Below are 17,201 nucleotides of genomic sequence, written 5' to 3' on the forward strand. Positions count from 1 at the left end.
TACCTTCATGGTGACCGGGTTGAAGCGTGTTCTGGAGGACCTCGGCTCCACCGTCCTGGGCGCCGCGGCGCTGCCCGACGAGGTGTGCGCCGAGATCACCGGCGTGCACATCTACGACCCGCTGGACGAGCTGCCCGCGATCTCCGACGGGCTGCTGCTGGGCGTCGGCGTCGAGGGCGAGGACCGCGTCAGCGCGCTGCTGGGCGAGCTGGGCGAACGCGGCGCCGCCGGGCTGGTGGTCAAGGCGCTCGGCGACCCCGGACCCGCGCTGCAGGCCCGGGTCCGCCAGACCGGGGTGGCGCTGCTCGGGCTCACCCGTGCCGCCTCCTGGGCGCAGATCGCCGCGCTGCTGCGCTCGCTGCTGTCCGAGGGCGAGGTCGGCGACACCGAGAACGAGGCCGACCTGTTCGCCGTCGCCAACGCCGTCTGCGAACTGCTCGACGCGCCCGTCACCATCGAGGACCGCTCGTCCCGGGTGCTGGCCTACTCGGTGCGCCAGGAGGAGGCCGACGAGTACCGCGTCGAGACCATCCTCGGCAGGCAGGTGCCCGAGCGGTTCGTCCGGCTGTACGAGGAGATGGGGTTCTTCCGGCGGCTCTACCAGAGCAGGGAGCCCCTCTACCTGGCCGTGGAGGGCATGCTGCCGCGGGTGGCGATCGCGGTGCGGGCGGGTGACGAGATCCTCGGCTCGCTGTGGGCCACCGTCCGCGAGCCGCTCGGCGCGCAGCGCGAGGCGGCCTTCGCCGACGCCGCCAAGATCGTCGCCCTGCACCTGCTGCGCCAGCGGGCCGGCGCCGACGCCCAGCGCAGGCTGCGCACCGAACTGCTGTCCACCGTCCTGGCCGGGGGCGAGCAGGCGGCCGAGGCCGCGGCCAGGCTCGACCTGGCCACCGACCGGGTGCGCGTGCTGGCCGCCCAGCTCAGCGGACCCGCCGAGGGCCCGAACGCGCGCACCGAGAGCGAACGGCAGCGCTTCTGCGACGCGCTCGCCCTGCACGTCGGGGCGATCCACCCCCGCGCCGCGGCGGCCCTGGTCGGCGGCGTCGCCTACGCGGTGCTGCCGCTGAACGGCGACGGCTCGCGCGCCCGGCAGGTCGCCGAGGACTTCCTGGCCCGCATCGGCGCACGGCACTCCGCCAACATCGGCATCGGCAGGCTCGCCGGGTCGACGACCGGGATCGCCCGCTCCCGCGCCGACGCCGACCGCGCGCTGCGGGTGCTGCAGTCCAGGGGCGTCACCGGGGCCGCGGTGGACTTCCGCGACGTGCACTTCGAGTCGCTGCTGCTGCAGCTGGGCGACCTGGCGGCCAGCCAGGAGCAGCCCCCGTCGGGGCCGTACGAGCGGCTCGCCGAACACGACCGCGACCACGGCTCGGACCTGCTGCCGACCCTGGCGGCCTACCTGGAGTCCTTCGGCAACATCAACGAGGCGGCGGCGTCCGTCCAGGTGCACCCCAACACCTTCCGGTACCGGCTGCGGCGCCTGGGCGAGATCGCCGGGCTCGACCTGGGCGACCACGACGTGCGGCTGGCGATGATGCTCCAGCTCAGGTTGTACGGCTCGACAACGGAGCGGTCCCGGCTTGGAAGATCCGATGATGCCCGGCCGCGCCGCCGTCCGCGAATGTAAGGGGTCTCCTCCGGCCCCCGGGAGTTTCAGCATGAAGAAGGCCCTGGCAGCCGCCGTCGCGGTCGCGCTCACCGCGACCGCCTGCGGCTCCGAAGCGAACGATGACGAAGCGCTCCAGTACGAGGAGCACGGCTCCTTCACCTATGCGATCCCCGCCGACCCCGGCGAGCTCGACCCGGCCAACGCCGTCCTCGGTGCGACCAACACGGTGCTCGCCTTCGCCTACGACACCCTGGTGTACTCCGACGCCGACGGGAAGATCATCTCCGGACTCGCCGAGAAGTGGGAGGCGCAGGCCGACAAGGTGACATTCACCCTCCGCAAGGGGGTGACCTGCGCCGACAAGTCGCCCGTGACGCCGCAGACCGTCGCGGACTCGATGAACTACCTGTCGGACCCGAAGAACAAGGCGACGCTGCTCGGCGTGCTCATCCCCGCCGGGATGACCGCCACCGCCGACGAGGCGGCCGGCACCGTCACCCTCGCCACCAAGGACCCCAACCCCTTCCTGCTGGAGTCGATGACGGCGGTCTACGTCGTGTGCGGCGAAGGGCTGAAGGACCGGTCGATCCTCAAGACGAAGACCTCCGGATCCGGCCCGTACCCCCTGTTCGAGTCGGTGGCCAACGACCACTACGTCTTCAAGTCGCGGGAGGACTACGCCTGGGGGCCCGGTGGCGCGAAGTTCGAGCCGTCGATGCCCGCCCTCGTCGACCTCAGGGTGGTCAAGGACGAGTCCACCGCGGCGAACATGCTCACCACCGGTGGTTTGAAGGGCGCCCAGTTCACCGGCGCCGACCGCAAGCGCGTCGAGGCCATCCCCGGCATCCGCAAGGGCTCGGCGCCCGACGGCATCGGCGAGTTCTTCTTCCACCAGGGCGAAGGCCGCGCCGCCGCCGACCCCGCGGTGCGTAAGGCGCTCGTCCAGTCCCTCGACCTGAACGAGCTGCGCGCCATCGCGTCGGGGGGCAACGGCGAGGCCGCCACCCACCTCACCTCGCTCGCGCCCGACCCGTGCCGGGGCGACAGCGTCACCGGCAACCTGCCGCAGACCGACCCGGCGGCGGCCGCGACGGCGCTCGACGGAGCCGGCTGGAAGGCCGGGACGGACGGCGCCCGCGCCAAGGACGGCAAGCCGCTGAAGCTGCGGATCGCCTACCAGACCTCCGCCGGTCCCGGCGTCCAGGCGGGCATGGAGTACATCGCGCAGAAGTGGAAGGCGCTCGGCGTCGAGACCGAGCTCGTCGGCTCGGCGGACGCCAAGTACTCCGACTCGCTGTTCAAGAACGGAGACTGGGACATGGCGTGGGTGCCGCTCGGGCTGAGCCTGCCCACCCAGCTCGTGGGCTATGTCTCCGGTCCCGGCCCCGACGCGCAGGGCTCGAACTTCGCCCACGTCGCCAACACCGCGTACGACGATCTCGCCGCCACAGCGGCCGAGCAGGTCGGCGCCGCCGGGTGCGGGCAGTGGACGAACGCCGAGGCCGCCCTGGTGAAGAACGTGGACGTCGTCCCCGTCGTGCAGCCCACCCAGCTCGTCGCGTCCAAGAACGCGATGCTGGAGGTCATCGGCGGCGTCGTGCGGCCCACCTCGGTCCGGCTGCTGAAGAACTGACCGATGTTCCTGCTGCGGCGCGCGTTCCGGTTCGTCCTGTCCCTGGTGCTGGTGGTGCTGGCGTCCTTCGCCATGCTCCACCTCATCCCGGGCGATCCGGTGCGCGCCGCGCTGGGGCCGACCGCCCCGCGCGAGGCGGTCGAGCAGCGCCGCGCCGAGCTGGGCCTGGACCGGCCCTGGCCGGAGCAGCTGCGGACCTACCTGGAGAAGGCGGCCACCGGTGACTTCGGGGAGTCCTTCCTGTCCCGGCAGCCCGCCGGGCAGGTCATCGGCGACCGCTTCCCCGCCACCCTCCAGCTCGTCGTGGTGACCATGGTGCTGGCGCTGCTGGTCGCGGTGCCGCTCGGCATGGCGATGGCCGCCCGCACCCACGGCGGGCGGGGCAGGCGCTCGGAGCTGGCCTTCACCTCGGTGACCGGCGGCCTTTCGGTGATCCCGGAGTTCCTGCTGGCCGTCGCGATGATCGCGCTGTTCGGGGTGGTGCTGCGCTGGCTGCCGGTGGCCGGCAAGGACGGCGCCGCCTCGTTCGTCATGCCGGTGCTGGCGCTGGCGGCCGGACCGACCGCGCTGCTGGCCCGGCTGGTGCGCATGGAGACGCTGCGGGAGCTGTCGTCGGACTACGTGCGGCTCGCCCGCGCCAAACGGCTCCCCGCCGTGCGGCTGTACCTGGTGCACCTGCTGCCCAACGCCCTCACCGCCACCCTCACCACGGGCGGGCTGCTGCTGACGTCGCTGCTGGGCGGCTCGGTGGTGGTCGAGTACGTCTTCCAGTGGCCGGGCCTGGGCGGCACGACGGTCGAAGCGATCGCGGGCAAGGACTACGCGCTGGCCCAGGCCGCGGTCGCCGTCTACGGGGCGGTCTCGCTGACCGTGGTGTTCCTGGTGGACGTGGCGCTGGGCCTGCTGGACCCGCGTTCCCGGCCGCGGATGCTGGGCTGAGGAGGACGCGATGCGCAGGATGAGAACGCCCTCCGCGCTGGCAGGCCTGTCCCTGGTGCTGCTCACGCTGGTCTTCGCGGTGATCGGCCCCTGGCTGTGGGGCGAGGAGGCGGTGCGGTTCGACCCCCTGCACACCCTCGAAGGGCACAGCTCCGCGCACCTCCTGGGCACCGACGACGGCGGCCGCGACCTGCTCGCCCGCACCCTGGCCGCGACCCGGCAGAGCGTGTGGCTGGCGCTGCTGGCCACCCTCATCACCACCGCCGTGGGCGTCCCGCTCGGCGCGCTGCCGTCCGTGCTGGGGCCCAGGGCCGCCCGGTTCACCGCCGGGCTCATCGACTCGCTGGTGGCCTTCCCGGTGCTGCTGCTGGCCATGTTCGCCGCGCTCCTCGCGGGGGCGGGCGCACGCGGCGCGGTGGTCGGCATCGGCGCGGCCGCGGTCCCGGGCCTGGCCCGGCTGACCCGGACCCTCGCCGACACCGTGGCCACCAGCGACTACGTGGCGGCCGCCCGCGTCCTGGGCGCCGGGCGCGCGGCCGTCCTCGTCCGGCACGTGCTGCCCAACATCGCCGAGCCGCTGATCCTCACCGTCACCGCCAACCTCGGCTACGCGCTGCTGGGCCTGGCCACGCTGTCCCTGCTGGGCCTGGGCGTCCAGCCGCCGGACTACGACTGGGGGCGGCTGCTGCACGACACGCTGCCCCGGGTCTACGTGGACCCGGAGGTGGTGGCGGGGCCCGCGCTGGCCGTCGCGATCGCCGGGACAGGGTTCGCGCTGCTCGGCGAGTCGCTGGCCCGCGCCTCCGCCCGCGCGCCCTCCGCGCCGCGAGGAGAGCCCCGCACCGTACTTCCCCCTGGGTGCGGGCCTCTCCCCGCGGCGCCGGACGCCGTGCTGGAGGCGCGGGACCTGACGGTCTCGTTCGGCGGCGTGACGCCCGTGCGAGGGGTCTCCTTCTCGGTCGCGCCCGGCGAGCTCGTCGGGATCGTGGGGGAGTCGGGCAGCGGCAAGAGCCTCACCGCGCTGGCCGTCGGCGGCCTGCTGCCCCACCCGGGCACGGCGTCGGGGCACGTCCTGCTGGGCGGCAGGCCGCTGGAGGAGGTGCCGCGGCGCGAGCTGGGCACCCGGCTGGCCATGGTCTTCCAGGACCCGATGGCCGCGTTGAACCCGGCACTGCGCGTCGGCTCACAGCTCGCCGAGGTGGCGACCACGCACCTGGGCGCCTCCCGCAGGGAGGCGTGGCGGCGGGCGGCGGACCGGCTGGGCCGGGTGCGGCTGCCCGACCCCGAGGCGCAGGCGCGCCGGTACCCGCACGAGTTCAGCGGCGGCATGCGGCAGCGCGCCGTCATCGCGATGGGCCTGATGGGCGAGCCCGAGCTCATCGTCGCGGACGAGCCGACGACGGCCCTGGACGTCACCGTGCAGAAACGCGTCCTGGAGCTGCTCGCGGAGGTCAACGAGACGACGGGCGCGGCCGGGCTGCTCATCTCGCACGACCTCGCGGTGGTCTCCCGGCACTGCGGCAGGGTCCTGGTGATGTACGCGGGGCGGATCGTGGAGGAGCTGCCCTCCTCGGAGCTGCGCCGCGCCCGCCACCCCTACACGCGGGCGCTGGTCGCCTCGTCCCCCGACCTGAAGACCGACCGCTCCCTGCCGCTGGCCACGATCCCCGGCCGCCAGCCCGCGCCGGCGGAGGTCCCCGACGGGTGCGCGTTCGCGCCCCGCTGCGCCCGCGCCCTGGAGCGCTGCCGCACCGACCGCCCCGAGCCGACGGCCGGGCTCGCCTGCTGGAACCCGGAGGACGCGTGAAGGGCGGGCGGGGCGCGCTGCTGGACGTTCGGGACCTGAACGTGCGCTACGGGGGCTTCCACGCGGTCCGCGACGTGTCCTTCGCGGTCGGCGAGGGGGAGATCCTCGGGCTGGTGGGGGAGTCCGGCTCGGGCAAGTCGAGCGTGGCACGCGCCCTGACCGGGCTGGCGCCGCGCACCGGCACCGTGGCGGGGCTGGGGCCGCGCGAGGCCCAGCTCGTCTTCCAGGACCCCTACGCCTCGCTCGACCCCAGGATGACGGTCGGACGGTCGGTGGCCGAGGGCTTCCCCCGCGAGGTGGGCCGCCGGGGCCGCCGCGCCGAGGTGGCGCGGCTGCTGGAGCTCGTCCAGCTCGATCCGCGGACCGCGGGAAGGTACCCGAGGGAGCTGTCGGGCGGGCAGCGCCAGCGGGTGGCGGTGGCGCGGGCGCTGGGGGCGCGGCCCCGGCTGCTGATCGCCGACGAGGTCACCTCCGCGCTGGACGTGTCGGTGCAGGGCGCGCTCCTCAACCTGGTGCGGGAGCTGCGCGCCGAACTCGGCCTCGCGGTGCTGTTCATCTCGCACGACCTGGCGGTCGTGCGGTACGTCTGCGACCGGGTCGCGGTGATGCGCGAGGGCCGGATCGTGGAGGAGGGACCGGTGGAGCAGGTGATCGAACATCCTTCGAACGATTACACGAAAGCCCTGCTCGAAGCCGTTCCGCACCTCCGATAATCGAACATCTGTGCTAAAATTATGGGTATGGACACGCTGACTCTCCCGGGTACGGAGACCATGAACCTGTCCGCCGCAGAACTCGCCGCCCTCGCCCTCTCGCTGGCCCACCTGGGCGCCGGCCCGCAGGCCGTCACCGCCCGCCGCGCCCTGGCCCGCCTCGTCCCGGACGAGCGGCAGGCCCGCTCCTTCGCGACCCTCCTGGACCCCCTCGACTCCGAGACCGCCCGCCGCGTCCGCCTCCTCGCCCAGGCGATCACCGAGAGCCGCGTCGTGCGCGTCCTGTACGCCGACGAGCGCGGCAAGGTCTCGCGCCGCGAGGTGGAGCCGGTCACCACCCTCGTCCACGGCGACCACTGGTACCTCGTCGGCTGGTGCCGGCTGCGCCACGGCATCCGCGCCTTCCGCCTCGACCGCATCATGGCCGTGGAGCCCACCGAGATGCAGTCCCGCCCGCACCGCGCCGACGGTTTCCTGCCCTTCCAGGGAAGGCGTGCCGCCGCCTGAGACTCTCGGTACGGCAAGATGGGGGCATGATTCTGGCGGACGGCGTGCGGGCGGCCTTCACCGACCGCATCGGCGGGTTCAGCACCGGCCCCTATGACAGCCGCGACCTCGGGCTCAACGTCGGGGACGCGCCCGAGACGGTGCTGCGCAACAGGGCCAGGACCGAGGCGGAGCTGGGGGTCGAGGGCGCGGTCTACATGCGCCAGGTCCACGGCGCGAACGTCGCCTGGGCCGGCGGGCCGGCCGCCGACGTGCCGGACGTGGACGCGGTCGCCACCGACCGGCCGAACCTGGCCCTGGCCGCGCTGGGCGCCGACTGCCCCGCCGTGCTCGTCGCCGACGCCCGCGGCGGGCTGGTCGGGGCCGCGCACTCCGGACGGGCGGGCACCCTGCTGGGCGTGGTGCCCGCCCTCGTCGCGGAGCTGCGCGGCAGGGGCGCGGGGGAGCTGGTGGCCGCGGTCGGCCCGGCCATCTGCGGACGCTGCTACGAGGTGCCCGAGCGGATGCGCGACGAGGCGCCCGAGGCGATGCGCTCGACCACGAGCTGGGGCACGCCCGCGCTGGACCTGCGGGCCGCGATCGCGGCCCAGCTCGACGAGCTGGGCGTCAAGGCGCTGCACGACGACCGCTGCACCCTGGAGACCCCGGAGCTGTACTCCTACCGGCGGGACGGCGTCACCGGGCGTTTCGCGGGCTACATCTGGCTGTCCCGATAAGATCACTGACTACCCTTGTCCTATGAAACGCGGGGAAAAGCCGTTTCCCGGGCGTTATCCCGTGGCGCAGGGCGAGGCCGAGCTGCTGCGCGACGCCGACCGGGACAACGGCTGGGTGATCAGCATCCGGGGGGTGCCGCAGTCCTACCTGGACCTGGACGACCCCACCCATCTGAACTTCGAGTACATGCGGCTGCTCGGCGACGTCGTGGACCGGCTGAAGGCCGGGCCGCTCGACGCCGTCCACATCGGCGGGGCGGGCTGCACCCTGGCCCGGTACGTCGCCGCGACCCGGCCGGGCTCCCGCCAGATCGTCTACGAACTCGACGAGCCCCTGGTCCGGCTCGTCCGCGAGCACTTCCCGCTCAAGTCCGTCCGGGGGCTGAAGGTCCGCGTCGGCGACGGCAGGCAGGGCCTGGCCGCCCTGCCGGACGCCTCCGACGACCTGCTCGTCCTGGACGCCTTCTCCGGGGCCGAGATGCCGGTCGCCCTCGCCTCCGCGGAGTTCACCGCGCAGGCCGCCCGGGTGCTGCGCGACGACGGCGTCTACGTCGCCAACGTGGCCGACGGCAACGGCCTCGGCTTCGCCCGCAGGCTCGCCGCCACCGTCGCCGAGGCATTCCCCCACACCCTGCTGCTGGGCGACCCCGGCGTCCTGCGCGGGCGCCGCTTCGGCAACCTGGTCCTGGCCGGCTCCCGCGCCCCGCTGCCGGTGGCCGAACTCGTCCGCGTCAGCGCCGGCAAGCCCCTCCCCGCCCGCTGCATGGACACCGCCGAACTGGCCAGGTTCAGCGCCGGGCACCGGCCGATCCGCGACGGCGACCGCGTCACCGCCCCCGTCCCCCCGCCGGCCCTCTTCGGGCGGAGCTGAATGAGCAGGCCGACCTGGCGGGAGCGGTGGCGGTACTGGTTCGACAACACGATGGCGCGGGGCACCCCCGCGCTGATCGGCTGGCTGGGGCTGGCGTCGGCCGTGCTGGTCCTCGTCGTGGCGACTCTCGCCGAGCTGCTGGCGCCCCGGGACTCCGACGAGAACGGGCGCTGGCCCGGCCTGGTCTGGCGGAGCCTGCTGCGCACCCTGGACCCCGGCACGATGGGCGACGACACGGGCACCGCGCCCTTCCTGGGACTGATGCTCACCTCGACGGTCGGCGGGATCTTCATCGTCAGCGCGCTGATCGGCGTGCTGACCAACGGCCTCAACAACAAGATCGCCGAGCTGCGCAAGGGCAGGTCCCGCATCATCGAGCAGCACCACACCGTGATCCTCGGCTGGTCCGAGCAGGTGTTCACGGTGCTGGCCGAGCTGGCCGAGGCCAACCAGAGCCGCCGCCGCTCCTGCGTGGTGATCCTCGCCGACCTCGACAAGGTGGAGATGGAGGACGCGATCCGGGCCAGGGTCGGCGACCTCGGCCGCACCCGGGTGGTGTGCCGGCACGGCAACCCGCTCAAGGTCGTCGACCTGGAGCTGGTCAGCCTGGACAGCGCCCGCTCGGTCATGGTGCTGGCGCCGCCGGGGGAGGACCCCGACATCTACGTGGTCAAGGTGCTGCTCTCGCTGGGCAACCGCAACTGGGACCGCCCCGGCCGCCGCCCCCACATCGTCGCCGCCGTCCAGGACCCCTCGAACCTGCCCGCCGCCCGCCTGGCCGCCGGGCCGTCCGCCCGGGTGATCGACGCCGACGACATCGCCATCCGCCTGGTCGTGCAGGCCCACCGGCAGTCCGGCCTGTCCACGGTCTACACCGACCTGCTGGACTTCAAGGGGCACGAGTTCTACCTGGAGCCCGCGCCCTCGCTGGCCGGGACGACCTTCGGCGAGGCGCTGTGCGCCTACGAGCTGGGCGTCCCGGTCGGCCTGCGCCACCCCGACGGCACCGTGGCGCTCAACCCCCCGATGGACACCGAGCTGACCGGCGAGGAGGAGGTCGTCGTGCTGGCCGAGGACGACGTCCTCATCAAGCTGGCCAGGCACCGCCCGCCGGTCCACCGGGAGGCGATCGCCGTGCCGCCCCCGCCGCACCCGGAGCCGCCCCCCGAACGCACCCTGATCCTCGGCTGGAACGGCCGCGGCGCGCAGATGGTCACCATGCTCGACGAGTTCGTGCAGCCGGGATCCGTCGCGGACCTCGCCGCCCGCTGCGACGACCCGCGCGGCGAGCTGGGCGCGCTGGAGAACCTCACCGTCGGCTACACCCGCTGCGACCCGACCGACCGGGAGCGGCTGGAGGCGCTGGACGTCGCCTCCTACCAGAAGGTGATCGTGCTGGCCGACGCGGACACCGACCCCGACCACGCGGACGCCCGCACCCTGATCACCCTGCTGCACCTGCGGGACATCGAGGAGCGCCAGCACGTGGAGTACTCGATCGTCAGCGAGATCCACGACGACGCCAACCGGGAGATCGCCCAGGTCACCCGCGCCGACGACTTCGTGGTCAGCGAGCGCCTGATCAGCCTCCTGCTCACCCAGCTCAGCGAGAACCGCCACATCTACGAGGTGTTCCACGACCTGCTGGACCACCGCGGCTCGGAGATCTACCTCAAGCCCGCGGGCGACTACCTGCGCCCCGGCCGCCCGGCGAACTTCGCGACCCTCCTGGAGGCCGGCCGGGCCCGGGGCGAGACGGTCATCGGCTACCGGCTCCACGCCGGCTTCCACCGCTCGCCCCACTACGGGGTGGTGCTCAACCCCGACAAGACGGCGCCGCTCGTCCTCGGCGAGGACGACCTGGTGATCATCATCGCCGAGGCGGGCGGCGGCGCCAAGCCGGAGTCAGAGCCGGACGCTCAGGACCGGGCGGCCTCGACCCCGGCGCCCTCGGGCCCGGTCTCCTCGGGCTCGGCCTCCTCCTGAGGAGCCTCCTCCGGGGCCGTCTCCTGCGGCTCGGGTGCCGCCACGGCTTCGGCGGGGGCGCCGACCTGCACGTCCCACCAGTGGTGGACGGGGTCGTGGAGGAAGTAGCGGGCGAAGGTCTCGACGGTGAAGGCCGCGCCGTCGCTCCGCTGCCCTGTCCGCCGCCACTGGTCGCCCTTCACATGGGCGAAGGCGGCGGCCAGCTCCTGCGCGCAGGCCAGGAGCTCGTCGGCCACGTCGACGGGGTCCTGCTCGTCGTAGCGCTCCTCGACGGCGGTGGCGTCCTGGTCCCAGTTGGGGTAGAGCGGGTCGTCCTGCTCCAGCATCAGCCGGAGCCGGTACAGGTAGACGCGGCAGGTGTCGCGGACGTGCGCCGCGTACTCCAGCGGCGACCACTTCTCGGGGGCGGGGCGGGCGGCATGGTCGCCCGGGGACCGCAACAGGGAGTGCCACCTGGCGGCGTTCTCCAGCAGCAGCCCGCTCACCTTGTCGAGAGGAACGGCCGACGCCTCGAACCCGCAGTCGTGACACTCCCTGTCCAGAACCCAGGTCCAGTCCTTGGTGTCAGGGGTGATGCTCACCCCGGCAGCCTAATGGGACCCGGGGCCACCTCATCAAGTGCCGATCCTGCCGCCGTCCTTCTTGGTGACGACGACGGTGGCCGAGCGGGGGCGTCCTGCCGGGTCGAAGTCGGGCCAGTTGGACACCACGCGGGGGTTCTCCACGGTGGGGGAGCCCCAGGCGGTGGTGGACTCGCCCGGGTGCTGGATGTTGACGAACAGGGAGCGGCCGTCGGCGGAGAAGGTCAGGCCGGTGACCTCGGAGCCGCGGGGGCCGACGAGGAAGCGCTTGATCTCCCTGGTCTTCGGGTCGCAGGCCAGCAGCATGTTGTTGCCGATGTTGTCGTAGCCCTTGGCGGGGAGGTTCTGCGAGGAGTTGGAGATGTCCGTCTGGATCCACAGACGGCCGTCCTCGTCGAAGCCGATGCCGTCGGGTGAGCCGTGGATGGCCTCCGCGCCGAGCTCGACGGTCTTGTCGTAGGCGGGGTCGCCGGAGAGGATGAAGACCTCCCACTTGAAGGACAGCGCGGTGTTGTCGCCGCCCTTCTCGGCCCAGCGCAGGATGTGGCCGTAGGGGTTGGGCTTGCGCGGGCCGGCCGCGCCGCCGTTGCCGGAGCCGTTGGTCAGGGTGAGGAAGACGTCCTTGTTCTTCGGGTCGACCGCGACCCACTCGGGGCGGTCCAGCCGGGTGGCGCCGACGGCGTCGGCGGCGGTGCGGGTGCGGATGAGGACGTCGGCCTGGTCCTTCCAGCCGTTGGCCCTGGTCAGCGCGCCCTGCCCGAAGACGAGCGGCAGCCACACGCCCGACCCGTTGTCGTCGAACTTCGCCACGTACAGGGTGCCGTGGTCCAGGGGGCTCTGGCCGCGCCGGAGCCGGTCGCGCCAGCGGCCGTCGCCGACGAACTTGTAGACGTACTCGCCGTCCTGGTCGTCACCGGAGTAGACGACGACGCGGCCCCTGGACTCGGTGACGGTCGCGCCCTCGTGCTTGAAGCGGCCCAGGGCGGTGCGCTTGACCGGCGCGGACCTGGGGGCGAACGGGTTGATCTCCACGATCCACCCGAACCGGTTGACCTCCTTGCGGTTCTTGGCCAGGTCGAACCGCTCGTCGGCCTCGTGCCAGCGGTAGGGGGTGCCGGTGGCGGCCACGCCGTAGCGCTTCTCCTCGGCGTCCGGGGTCCAGGAGGCGTCCTCGGTGCCGAAGTAGCCGTTCCAGTTCTCCTCGCAGGTGACGTAGGTGCCCCACGGGGTGTACCCGCTGGAGCAGTTGTTCAGGGTGCCCTGCGGGGCGTTGTTCGACTTCAGGGCGTCGTTCTCGAGCGTCACCGGGCCGGAGAACTTCACGGGGGTGGAGCCGGTGACGCGGCGGTTGAAGGGGGAGTCGACGTGCTCCCACGCGCCGTTCTCCCGGTTCCGGCGGATCTTCATGATGCTGACGCCGTGCGCGGCGAGAGCCTTGTCCACCTTCTCCTTGGTGACGACCTCGTCGCCCTCGGTGTAGAGGCCCTGGGTGTCGACGTACTCGTGGTTCACCGCGAGCAGGCCGGAGTCCTTGCTCAGCGGGAACAGGTGCATGCCGTCGTGGTTGGAGCCGATCTGGCGCTCCTGGTCGGCGGCGGTGTTGGAGGCGTCCTTCTTCCAGGCGGGGCCGCGCGAGTTCAGCGGGGTGCCCCAGGGGATGAGCACCTGGGCGGTGTACCCGGCGGGGACCACGATGGCGTCGTCGGTGCCGGGGGGCACCGCCTCGAAACCGAGCAGCTCCTTACCGGGCTTACCGGGCCTGCCCGGCTTGTCGGGGCGGCCGTACGCGACGGCGGAGGAGGCGAGGCCCGTCGTCAGGAAGCCCGCGGCGGCGACGACGGTGCCGCCCTTGATGATCGCGCGGCGGGACATGACGTCCTGGATGTGCCGGTTGGCGGAGGGGTTCGACGGGATGTCGTCCGGGTCGACGTCGGCGTTGACGCGGGTCATGGGGCAACCTCGTGTTTCACAAGTTCCTGGTGGGTTACCCGCGAGCTTGCTGGGGTGAGATGTCCGAGCAGGAAAAGCCGGGTGAACGACGGGGGAAGCGCCGGGTCACCCCTGTCGCGGATGTCCTGGATCACCGGAAAAACCTCTTTGTCAGAGAGTGCTGTGTAGCGTCCCTCCCATGTCGCACGGGTGGGACACGGCGCGCGAGCGCATCGAGGAGCTGCTGGACGCGGCCGGACGCGGGGCGGGCTCCGCGCTGGTCCTGCGGGGAGGGCCGGGGACGGGCAAGACCGCGCTGCTGGAGCGGGCCGCCGCCCGGAACGTCCGCGCGGTGCGCGCCCACGGGGTGGAGTTCGAGCCGGAGCTGCCGTTCACGGGACTGGGCAGGCTGGTCCTGCCGGTACGGGACCGGCTCGGCGGGCTGCCCGCGCCGCCGCGCCGGGCGCTGGAGAAGGCACTGGGCAGGACGGTCGGAGAACAGCGCTCCTCCCTGGTGACGGCGGTCCTGGCGCTGCTGGCGGAGCTGGCCGAGGACGAGCCGCTGCTGTGCCTCGTCGACGACGCGCAGTGGCTGGACCAGGCTTCGGCGGAGGTGCTGCTGCGGGTGGCGCGCGGGCTGGTGACCGAGGGCGTGGTGCTGCTGTTCGCCGTACGGGAGGGCGCTCTGGCCGGTCACGGCCTGCCGGAGCTGCGTCTGGAGGAGCCCGTGTCCCACGGCGGGCACGCCTTCCGGGAGAAGGCGGCGGGACTGCCGGAGGCGGCACGCGAGATGCTGCTGATCGCCGCGGTCGAGGCCACGGGGAACCTGGACGTCGTGGTGCGCGCGGCGGGAGCCGAGGAGGACGTGCTCGCGCCCGCCGTAGAGGCCGGGCTGATCGAGATCACGACGGGGGAGGTGCGTTTCCCCCGGCCGTCGGTGCGGGCCGCCGTCCACGAGGAGGCCTCCCCGGAGCGGCGGGCGGCGGCGCACCGGGCGCTGGCGGGAGTGCTCGACGGACCGGAGAACGCCGACCGCAGGGCCTGGCACCGGGCCGCGGCCGCCACGGAGCCCGCCGAGGAGCTCGCGATCGGGCTGGAGGACGTCGCAGAGCGGGCGAGGAACCGCGACGGGCACTGGGCGGCGTCCCTCGCCTACGCGCGGGCCGCCGAGCTGAGCGAGACGGAGCCGGGCCGGGCGCGCAGGCTGCTGCTGGCGGCGGAGCGGGCGCTGGCGGCGGGACGGCCGGAGCGGGCCGCCGAACAGGCGGAAGCCGCCGCGAGGCTGCGGAGCGACCCGCGTTTCCGCACCCGTGCGGCCTGGGCAGAAGGACGGGCCCGGCACCGGCTGGGCGACTTCCGGACCGCGTACGAACGCTGCACCGAGTTCGCAGGCCAGGGCTCCGTGCCGCCGGACCGCATGCTCGTCCACGCCTTCCACAGCGCCTGGCACCTGGACGAGCCCGAGCTGCGCGCGGTCGCCGGACGCCTGGAGCCGCTGGAGGACCCGGTGGCCGAGCAGCAGGCGAACATCACGGGCAAGAGGATCCCCGCCTTCGCGGACTCCCTCGTCGAAGGCGAGCCGCTCGGCCTGATCCGGATGTGCGGGCCCGCGCTCACCGCCGGATACGACCTGCCGGTCCGGGAGGCCATGACCCGCGCCACCGACCAGCTGTGCGCGCGGGATCCGATCGGGCCGCCCGCCGCGTCGTTCTTCTTCCTGGCGGTGGCGGAGTTCTTCCTGGGCAGGCATCTGGACGCCGCGGCGATCCTGGAGGACGCGCCCCGGGTGGCGCGGGACGCCGGTGATCCGCTGTGGAGCAGCAGGATCCTGTCCGTCCGGGCGGTCCTGGCCGCGGTGGAGGGCAGGGAGAAGGAGTGCAGGGAGCTGGTCGAGGGCGCACGGGACGCCTCCGCTCCGGGCTCCACCGCCGCAGGGCAGGCCTGGACGTACTGGGCGCTGGGGCTGCTCGAACTCGGTCTGGGCCGGGCGGAGGCGGCCTTGGAGCACCTCGCCGTCCTGCAGGAGAAGCCGTTCGCCCACCACGTCTGCGCGGTGCGCAGCATCCCGGATCTGGTGGAGGCGGCCGTGCGGGCCGGCTCTCCCGAGACGGCCGCCCGGCCCTACACCGCCTTCGTCCGGTGGCGTGAGCGGTACTACGTGCCCTGGGCGTGGCCGCTGGTCCACCGCTGCGGGGCGCTGATGACGGGAGAGGGCAAGTACTACGCCGGAGCCCTGGTCCCGCAGGCCCGCCCGTTCGAACGGGCCCGCACGGAGCTGCTCTACGGCGAATGGCTGTGCGGAGAGGGCCGCGAGGCACAGGGAGGCGAGCACCTCGGACGGGCGCTGGAGACGTTCGAGGGGGTGCGAGCCGCGCCTTGGTCGGCCCGTGCCCGCACGGCCCTGGAATCCGCCGGGCTCGCCGTGCCGCGGCCGGAACTCCCGCCCGCCGCGCTCCTGGCGCCGCGTGAGCTGCGCGTCTGCAGGATGGCGGCCCGGGGCCTGTCCGACCGGGACATCGCGGTCCGGCTCCTCCTCAGCCCCCGGACCGTCGCCCGCCACCTGTACCGGGCGTATCCGAAGCTCGCCGTCTCCGGCAGGGGCGGCCTGGCCTCACTGGACCTCTGAACCGGGTGCAACGCGGAATCCGGGAGCGCCCGTCTACAGGACATGAAGATCTGGAGATGGACGGCGACGCTGCTGGCCCTGGCGGTCTGCGGCAGCGCGTGCGGGACGGGCGCGGAGGCGTCCGAGGTGCGGGGCCGGGTGCTGGACGTGCCCCCCGGCGAGGCCCGCCCCGTCATCGCGGGTGAGCTCCGGTTCGGGTTGCGGATGCTGGACGCCTGGTGCGCGCGGGATCCGAAGGCCAACGTGGTGTTCTCGCCGTCGAGCCTGGCCGGGGGCCTGGGCATGGCGGCGCTGGGCGCCGAGGGGGAGACCGCGGCCGAGATGGCCGCGGTTCTGGGCTGGCCGAAGGACCCGCTGGGCGGGCTGAAGGCACGTTCCGACGTGCTGCGCGGCCTGAAGGAGGTGCGCACCAGCGACCAGGTGTGGGCGGACGAGGGCCTGAAGGCCGAGCAGGACTACCTCGACCGGGTGGCGACGGGTTACGGGGCGGGCCTGAAGCTGCTGCCGCTGGCGACCGACCCGGAGGGGTCCCGCAAGGCCGTCAACGACGCCATCAGCGACGACACCGAAGGAATGATCAAGGATCTGCTCCCCGAGGGCGCGCTGGACGGCGTCGGCTGGGTGCTCACCGACGCCATCCACCTCAAGGCCGAATGGGCGCAGGAGTTCGAGCCGGACAAGACCGCCACCGGGGCCTTCAGCACCGCCGCGGGGGGCCGGGCCGACGCGGAGTTCATGAACGGCACCGGCGACTTCGGCTACGCCCGCCACGGAGGCTGGACCGGTGTGCGGCTGCCGTACGCGGGCGGCAGGCTCGGCATGCTCGCGCTGCTGCCCGACGGGGACGGCCGGGAGTGCCCGGAGATCGATGCCGGGACCGTCGAGTCCTTCGGCTCCGAGGCGGCGGGGACACGCCTGGAGGTGTCCCTGCCCAAGGTCGACCTGGAGACCGGGCAGGAGGTCGGCCCCCTCCTCCAGGGCCTCGGGATGACCACCGCCTTCTCCGACAAGGCAGACTTCACCGGCATCTCCCCGAGCACCGACCGCATCTCCGCCGTTCGCCACGCCGCGAAGCTCAGGGTGGACGAGAAGGGCACCGAGGCGGCCGCCGCGACCTCGGTCGAGATGGAGGTGAAGTCGTCGGCCCCGGAGGAACTGCCCCGGGTGGCCTTCGACCGTCCCTACCTCCTGCTCCTCCAGGACCTGTCCACCGGAGAGCCCCTCTTCCTCGCCCGGGTCGCGGACCCCTCCCGGAAATGAGGCGTGAACCCGGGACGGGCC

13 protein-coding genes are annotated in these 17,201 nt (G+C 73.4%); 11 read left to right on the plus strand and 2 right to left on the minus strand.

Annotated elements, in window-relative coordinates; translation table 11 throughout:
* Window positions 1–7: 7 nt before the first annotated feature.
* Genes C2865_RS08820 through C2865_RS08860 form a run of 9 tightly spaced genes read left to right on the plus strand, consistent with a single transcriptional unit; the run spans window position 8 to window position 10,784 of the window.
* Entirely contained in the window at window positions 8–1,630 is a 1,623-nt protein-coding gene (locus C2865_RS08820) for a PucR family transcriptional regulator (protein WP_106397866.1), read from the plus strand.
* A 31-nt stretch (window positions 1,631–1,661) separates the two neighbouring features.
* Entirely contained in the window at window positions 1,662–3,245 is a 1,584-nt protein-coding gene (locus C2865_RS08825) for an ABC transporter substrate-binding protein (protein WP_157963631.1), read from the plus strand.
* Between the two features lie 3 nt (window positions 3,246–3,248).
* Window positions 3,249–4,184 carry an ABC transporter permease gene (locus C2865_RS08830; RefSeq protein ID WP_106397868.1) on the plus strand — a complete coding sequence of 312 codons (936 nt, stop codon included), beginning with the start codon at window positions 3,249–3,251 and terminating at the stop codon, window positions 4,182–4,184.
* Window positions 4,185–4,194: 10 nt separating this feature from the next.
* On the plus strand, window positions 4,195–5,991 hold the full coding sequence (locus C2865_RS08835) for a dipeptide/oligopeptide/nickel ABC transporter permease/ATP-binding protein (RefSeq protein ID WP_106397869.1): 1,797 nt from the start codon (window positions 4,195–4,197) through the stop codon (window positions 5,989–5,991).
* The gene (locus C2865_RS08840) at window positions 5,988–6,704 is read left to right on the plus strand and encodes an ABC transporter ATP-binding protein (RefSeq protein ID WP_232835467.1); all 717 of its coding nucleotides are present in this window, start codon (window positions 5,988–5,990) and stop codon (window positions 6,702–6,704) included. Before C2865_RS08835 ends, C2865_RS08840 begins: the two co-directional genes overlap by 4 nt.
* 27 nt (window positions 6,705–6,731) lie before the next feature.
* Complete coding sequence (locus tag C2865_RS08845; RefSeq protein ID WP_106397870.1) at window positions 6,732–7,211, plus strand: helix-turn-helix transcriptional regulator; 480 nt, start codon at window positions 6,732–6,734, stop codon at window positions 7,209–7,211.
* 26 nt (window positions 7,212–7,237) lie between these two features.
* Window positions 7,238–7,927: a purine nucleoside phosphorylase YfiH/LACC1 family protein gene (locus C2865_RS08850; RefSeq protein ID WP_106397871.1), complete on the plus strand. Its 690-nt coding sequence runs from the start codon at window positions 7,238–7,240 to the stop codon at window positions 7,925–7,927.
* Between the two features lie 22 nt (window positions 7,928–7,949).
* Entirely contained in the window at window positions 7,950–8,798 is an 849-nt protein-coding gene (locus tag C2865_RS08855) for a spermidine synthase (RefSeq protein ID WP_106397872.1), read from the plus strand.
* A complete protein-coding gene (locus C2865_RS08860; protein WP_106397873.1) occupies window positions 8,799–10,784 on the plus strand; it encodes a CASTOR/POLLUX-related putative ion channel in 1,986 nt (661 codons plus the stop codon). It abuts the gene before it with no gap.
* On the opposite strand, the gene C2865_RS08865 is transcribed toward C2865_RS08860, so the two are convergent.
* Window positions 10,718–11,365 carry a DinB family protein gene (locus C2865_RS08865; RefSeq protein ID WP_106397874.1) on the minus strand — a complete coding sequence of 216 codons (648 nt, stop codon included), beginning with the start codon at window positions 11,363–11,365 and terminating at the stop codon, window positions 10,718–10,720. The genes C2865_RS08860 and C2865_RS08865 overlap by 67 nt on opposite strands.
* A gap of 33 nt (window positions 11,366–11,398) precedes the next feature.
* Window positions 11,399–13,315 carry a PhoX family protein gene (locus C2865_RS08870; protein WP_106397875.1) on the minus strand — a complete coding sequence of 639 codons (1,917 nt, stop codon included), beginning with the start codon at window positions 13,313–13,315 and terminating at the stop codon, window positions 11,399–11,401.
* A gap of 178 nt (window positions 13,316–13,493) precedes the next feature.
* Here C2865_RS08870 and C2865_RS08875 point away from each other — a divergent pair, with 178 nt between their 5' ends.
* Window positions 13,494–15,920, plus strand: a complete 2,427-nt coding sequence (locus C2865_RS08875) for a LuxR family transcriptional regulator (RefSeq protein ID WP_106397876.1) — start codon at window positions 13,494–13,496, stop codon at window positions 15,918–15,920.
* 42 nt (window positions 15,921–15,962) lie between these two features.
* A complete protein-coding gene (locus tag C2865_RS08880) occupies window positions 15,963–17,180 on the plus strand; it encodes a serpin family protein (RefSeq protein ID WP_106397877.1) in 1,218 nt (405 codons plus the stop codon).
* Window positions 17,181–17,201 lie beyond the last annotated feature (21 nt).

The sequence above is a fragment of the Actinocorallia populi genome (assembly GCF_002995495.1).
In the GTDB taxonomy this organism is placed as follows: Bacteria; Actinomycetota; Actinomycetes; order Streptosporangiales; family Streptosporangiaceae; genus Actinocorallia; species Actinocorallia populi.

Bases quoted from the DNA above. Each gene is read 5' to 3' on its own strand.
- C2865_RS08830 (WP_106397868.1), top strand. From the start codon at position 3,249: ATGTTCCTGCTGCGGCGCGCGTTCCGGTTCGTCCTGTCCCTGGTGCTG.
- C2865_RS08845 (WP_106397870.1), top strand. From the start codon at position 6,732: ATGGACACGCTGACTCTCCCGGGTACGGAGACCATGAACCTGTCCGCC.
- C2865_RS08850 (WP_106397871.1), top strand. From the start codon at position 7,238: ATGATTCTGGCGGACGGCGTGCGGGCGGCCTTCACCGACCGCATCGGC.
- C2865_RS08825 (WP_157963631.1), top strand. From the start codon at position 1,662: ATGAAGAAGGCCCTGGCAGCCGCCGTCGCGGTCGCGCTCACCGCGACC.
- C2865_RS08875 (WP_106397876.1), top strand. From the start codon at position 13,494: ATGTCGCACGGGTGGGACACGGCGCGCGAGCGCATCGAGGAGCTGCTG.
- C2865_RS08880 (WP_106397877.1), top strand. From the start codon at position 15,963: ATGAAGATCTGGAGATGGACGGCGACGCTGCTGGCCCTGGCGGTCTGC.
- C2865_RS08820 (WP_106397866.1), top strand. From the start codon at position 8: ATGGTGACCGGGTTGAAGCGTGTTCTGGAGGACCTCGGCTCCACCGTC.
- C2865_RS08835 (WP_106397869.1), top strand. From the start codon at position 4,195: ATGCGCAGGATGAGAACGCCCTCCGCGCTGGCAGGCCTGTCCCTGGTG.
- C2865_RS08870 (WP_106397875.1), bottom strand. From the start codon at position 13,315: ATGACCCGCGTCAACGCCGACGTCGACCCGGACGACATCCCGTCGAAC.
- C2865_RS08860 (WP_106397873.1), top strand. From the start codon at position 8,799: ATGAGCAGGCCGACCTGGCGGGAGCGGTGGCGGTACTGGTTCGACAAC.
- C2865_RS08855 (WP_106397872.1), top strand. From the start codon at position 7,950: ATGAAACGCGGGGAAAAGCCGTTTCCCGGGCGTTATCCCGTGGCGCAG.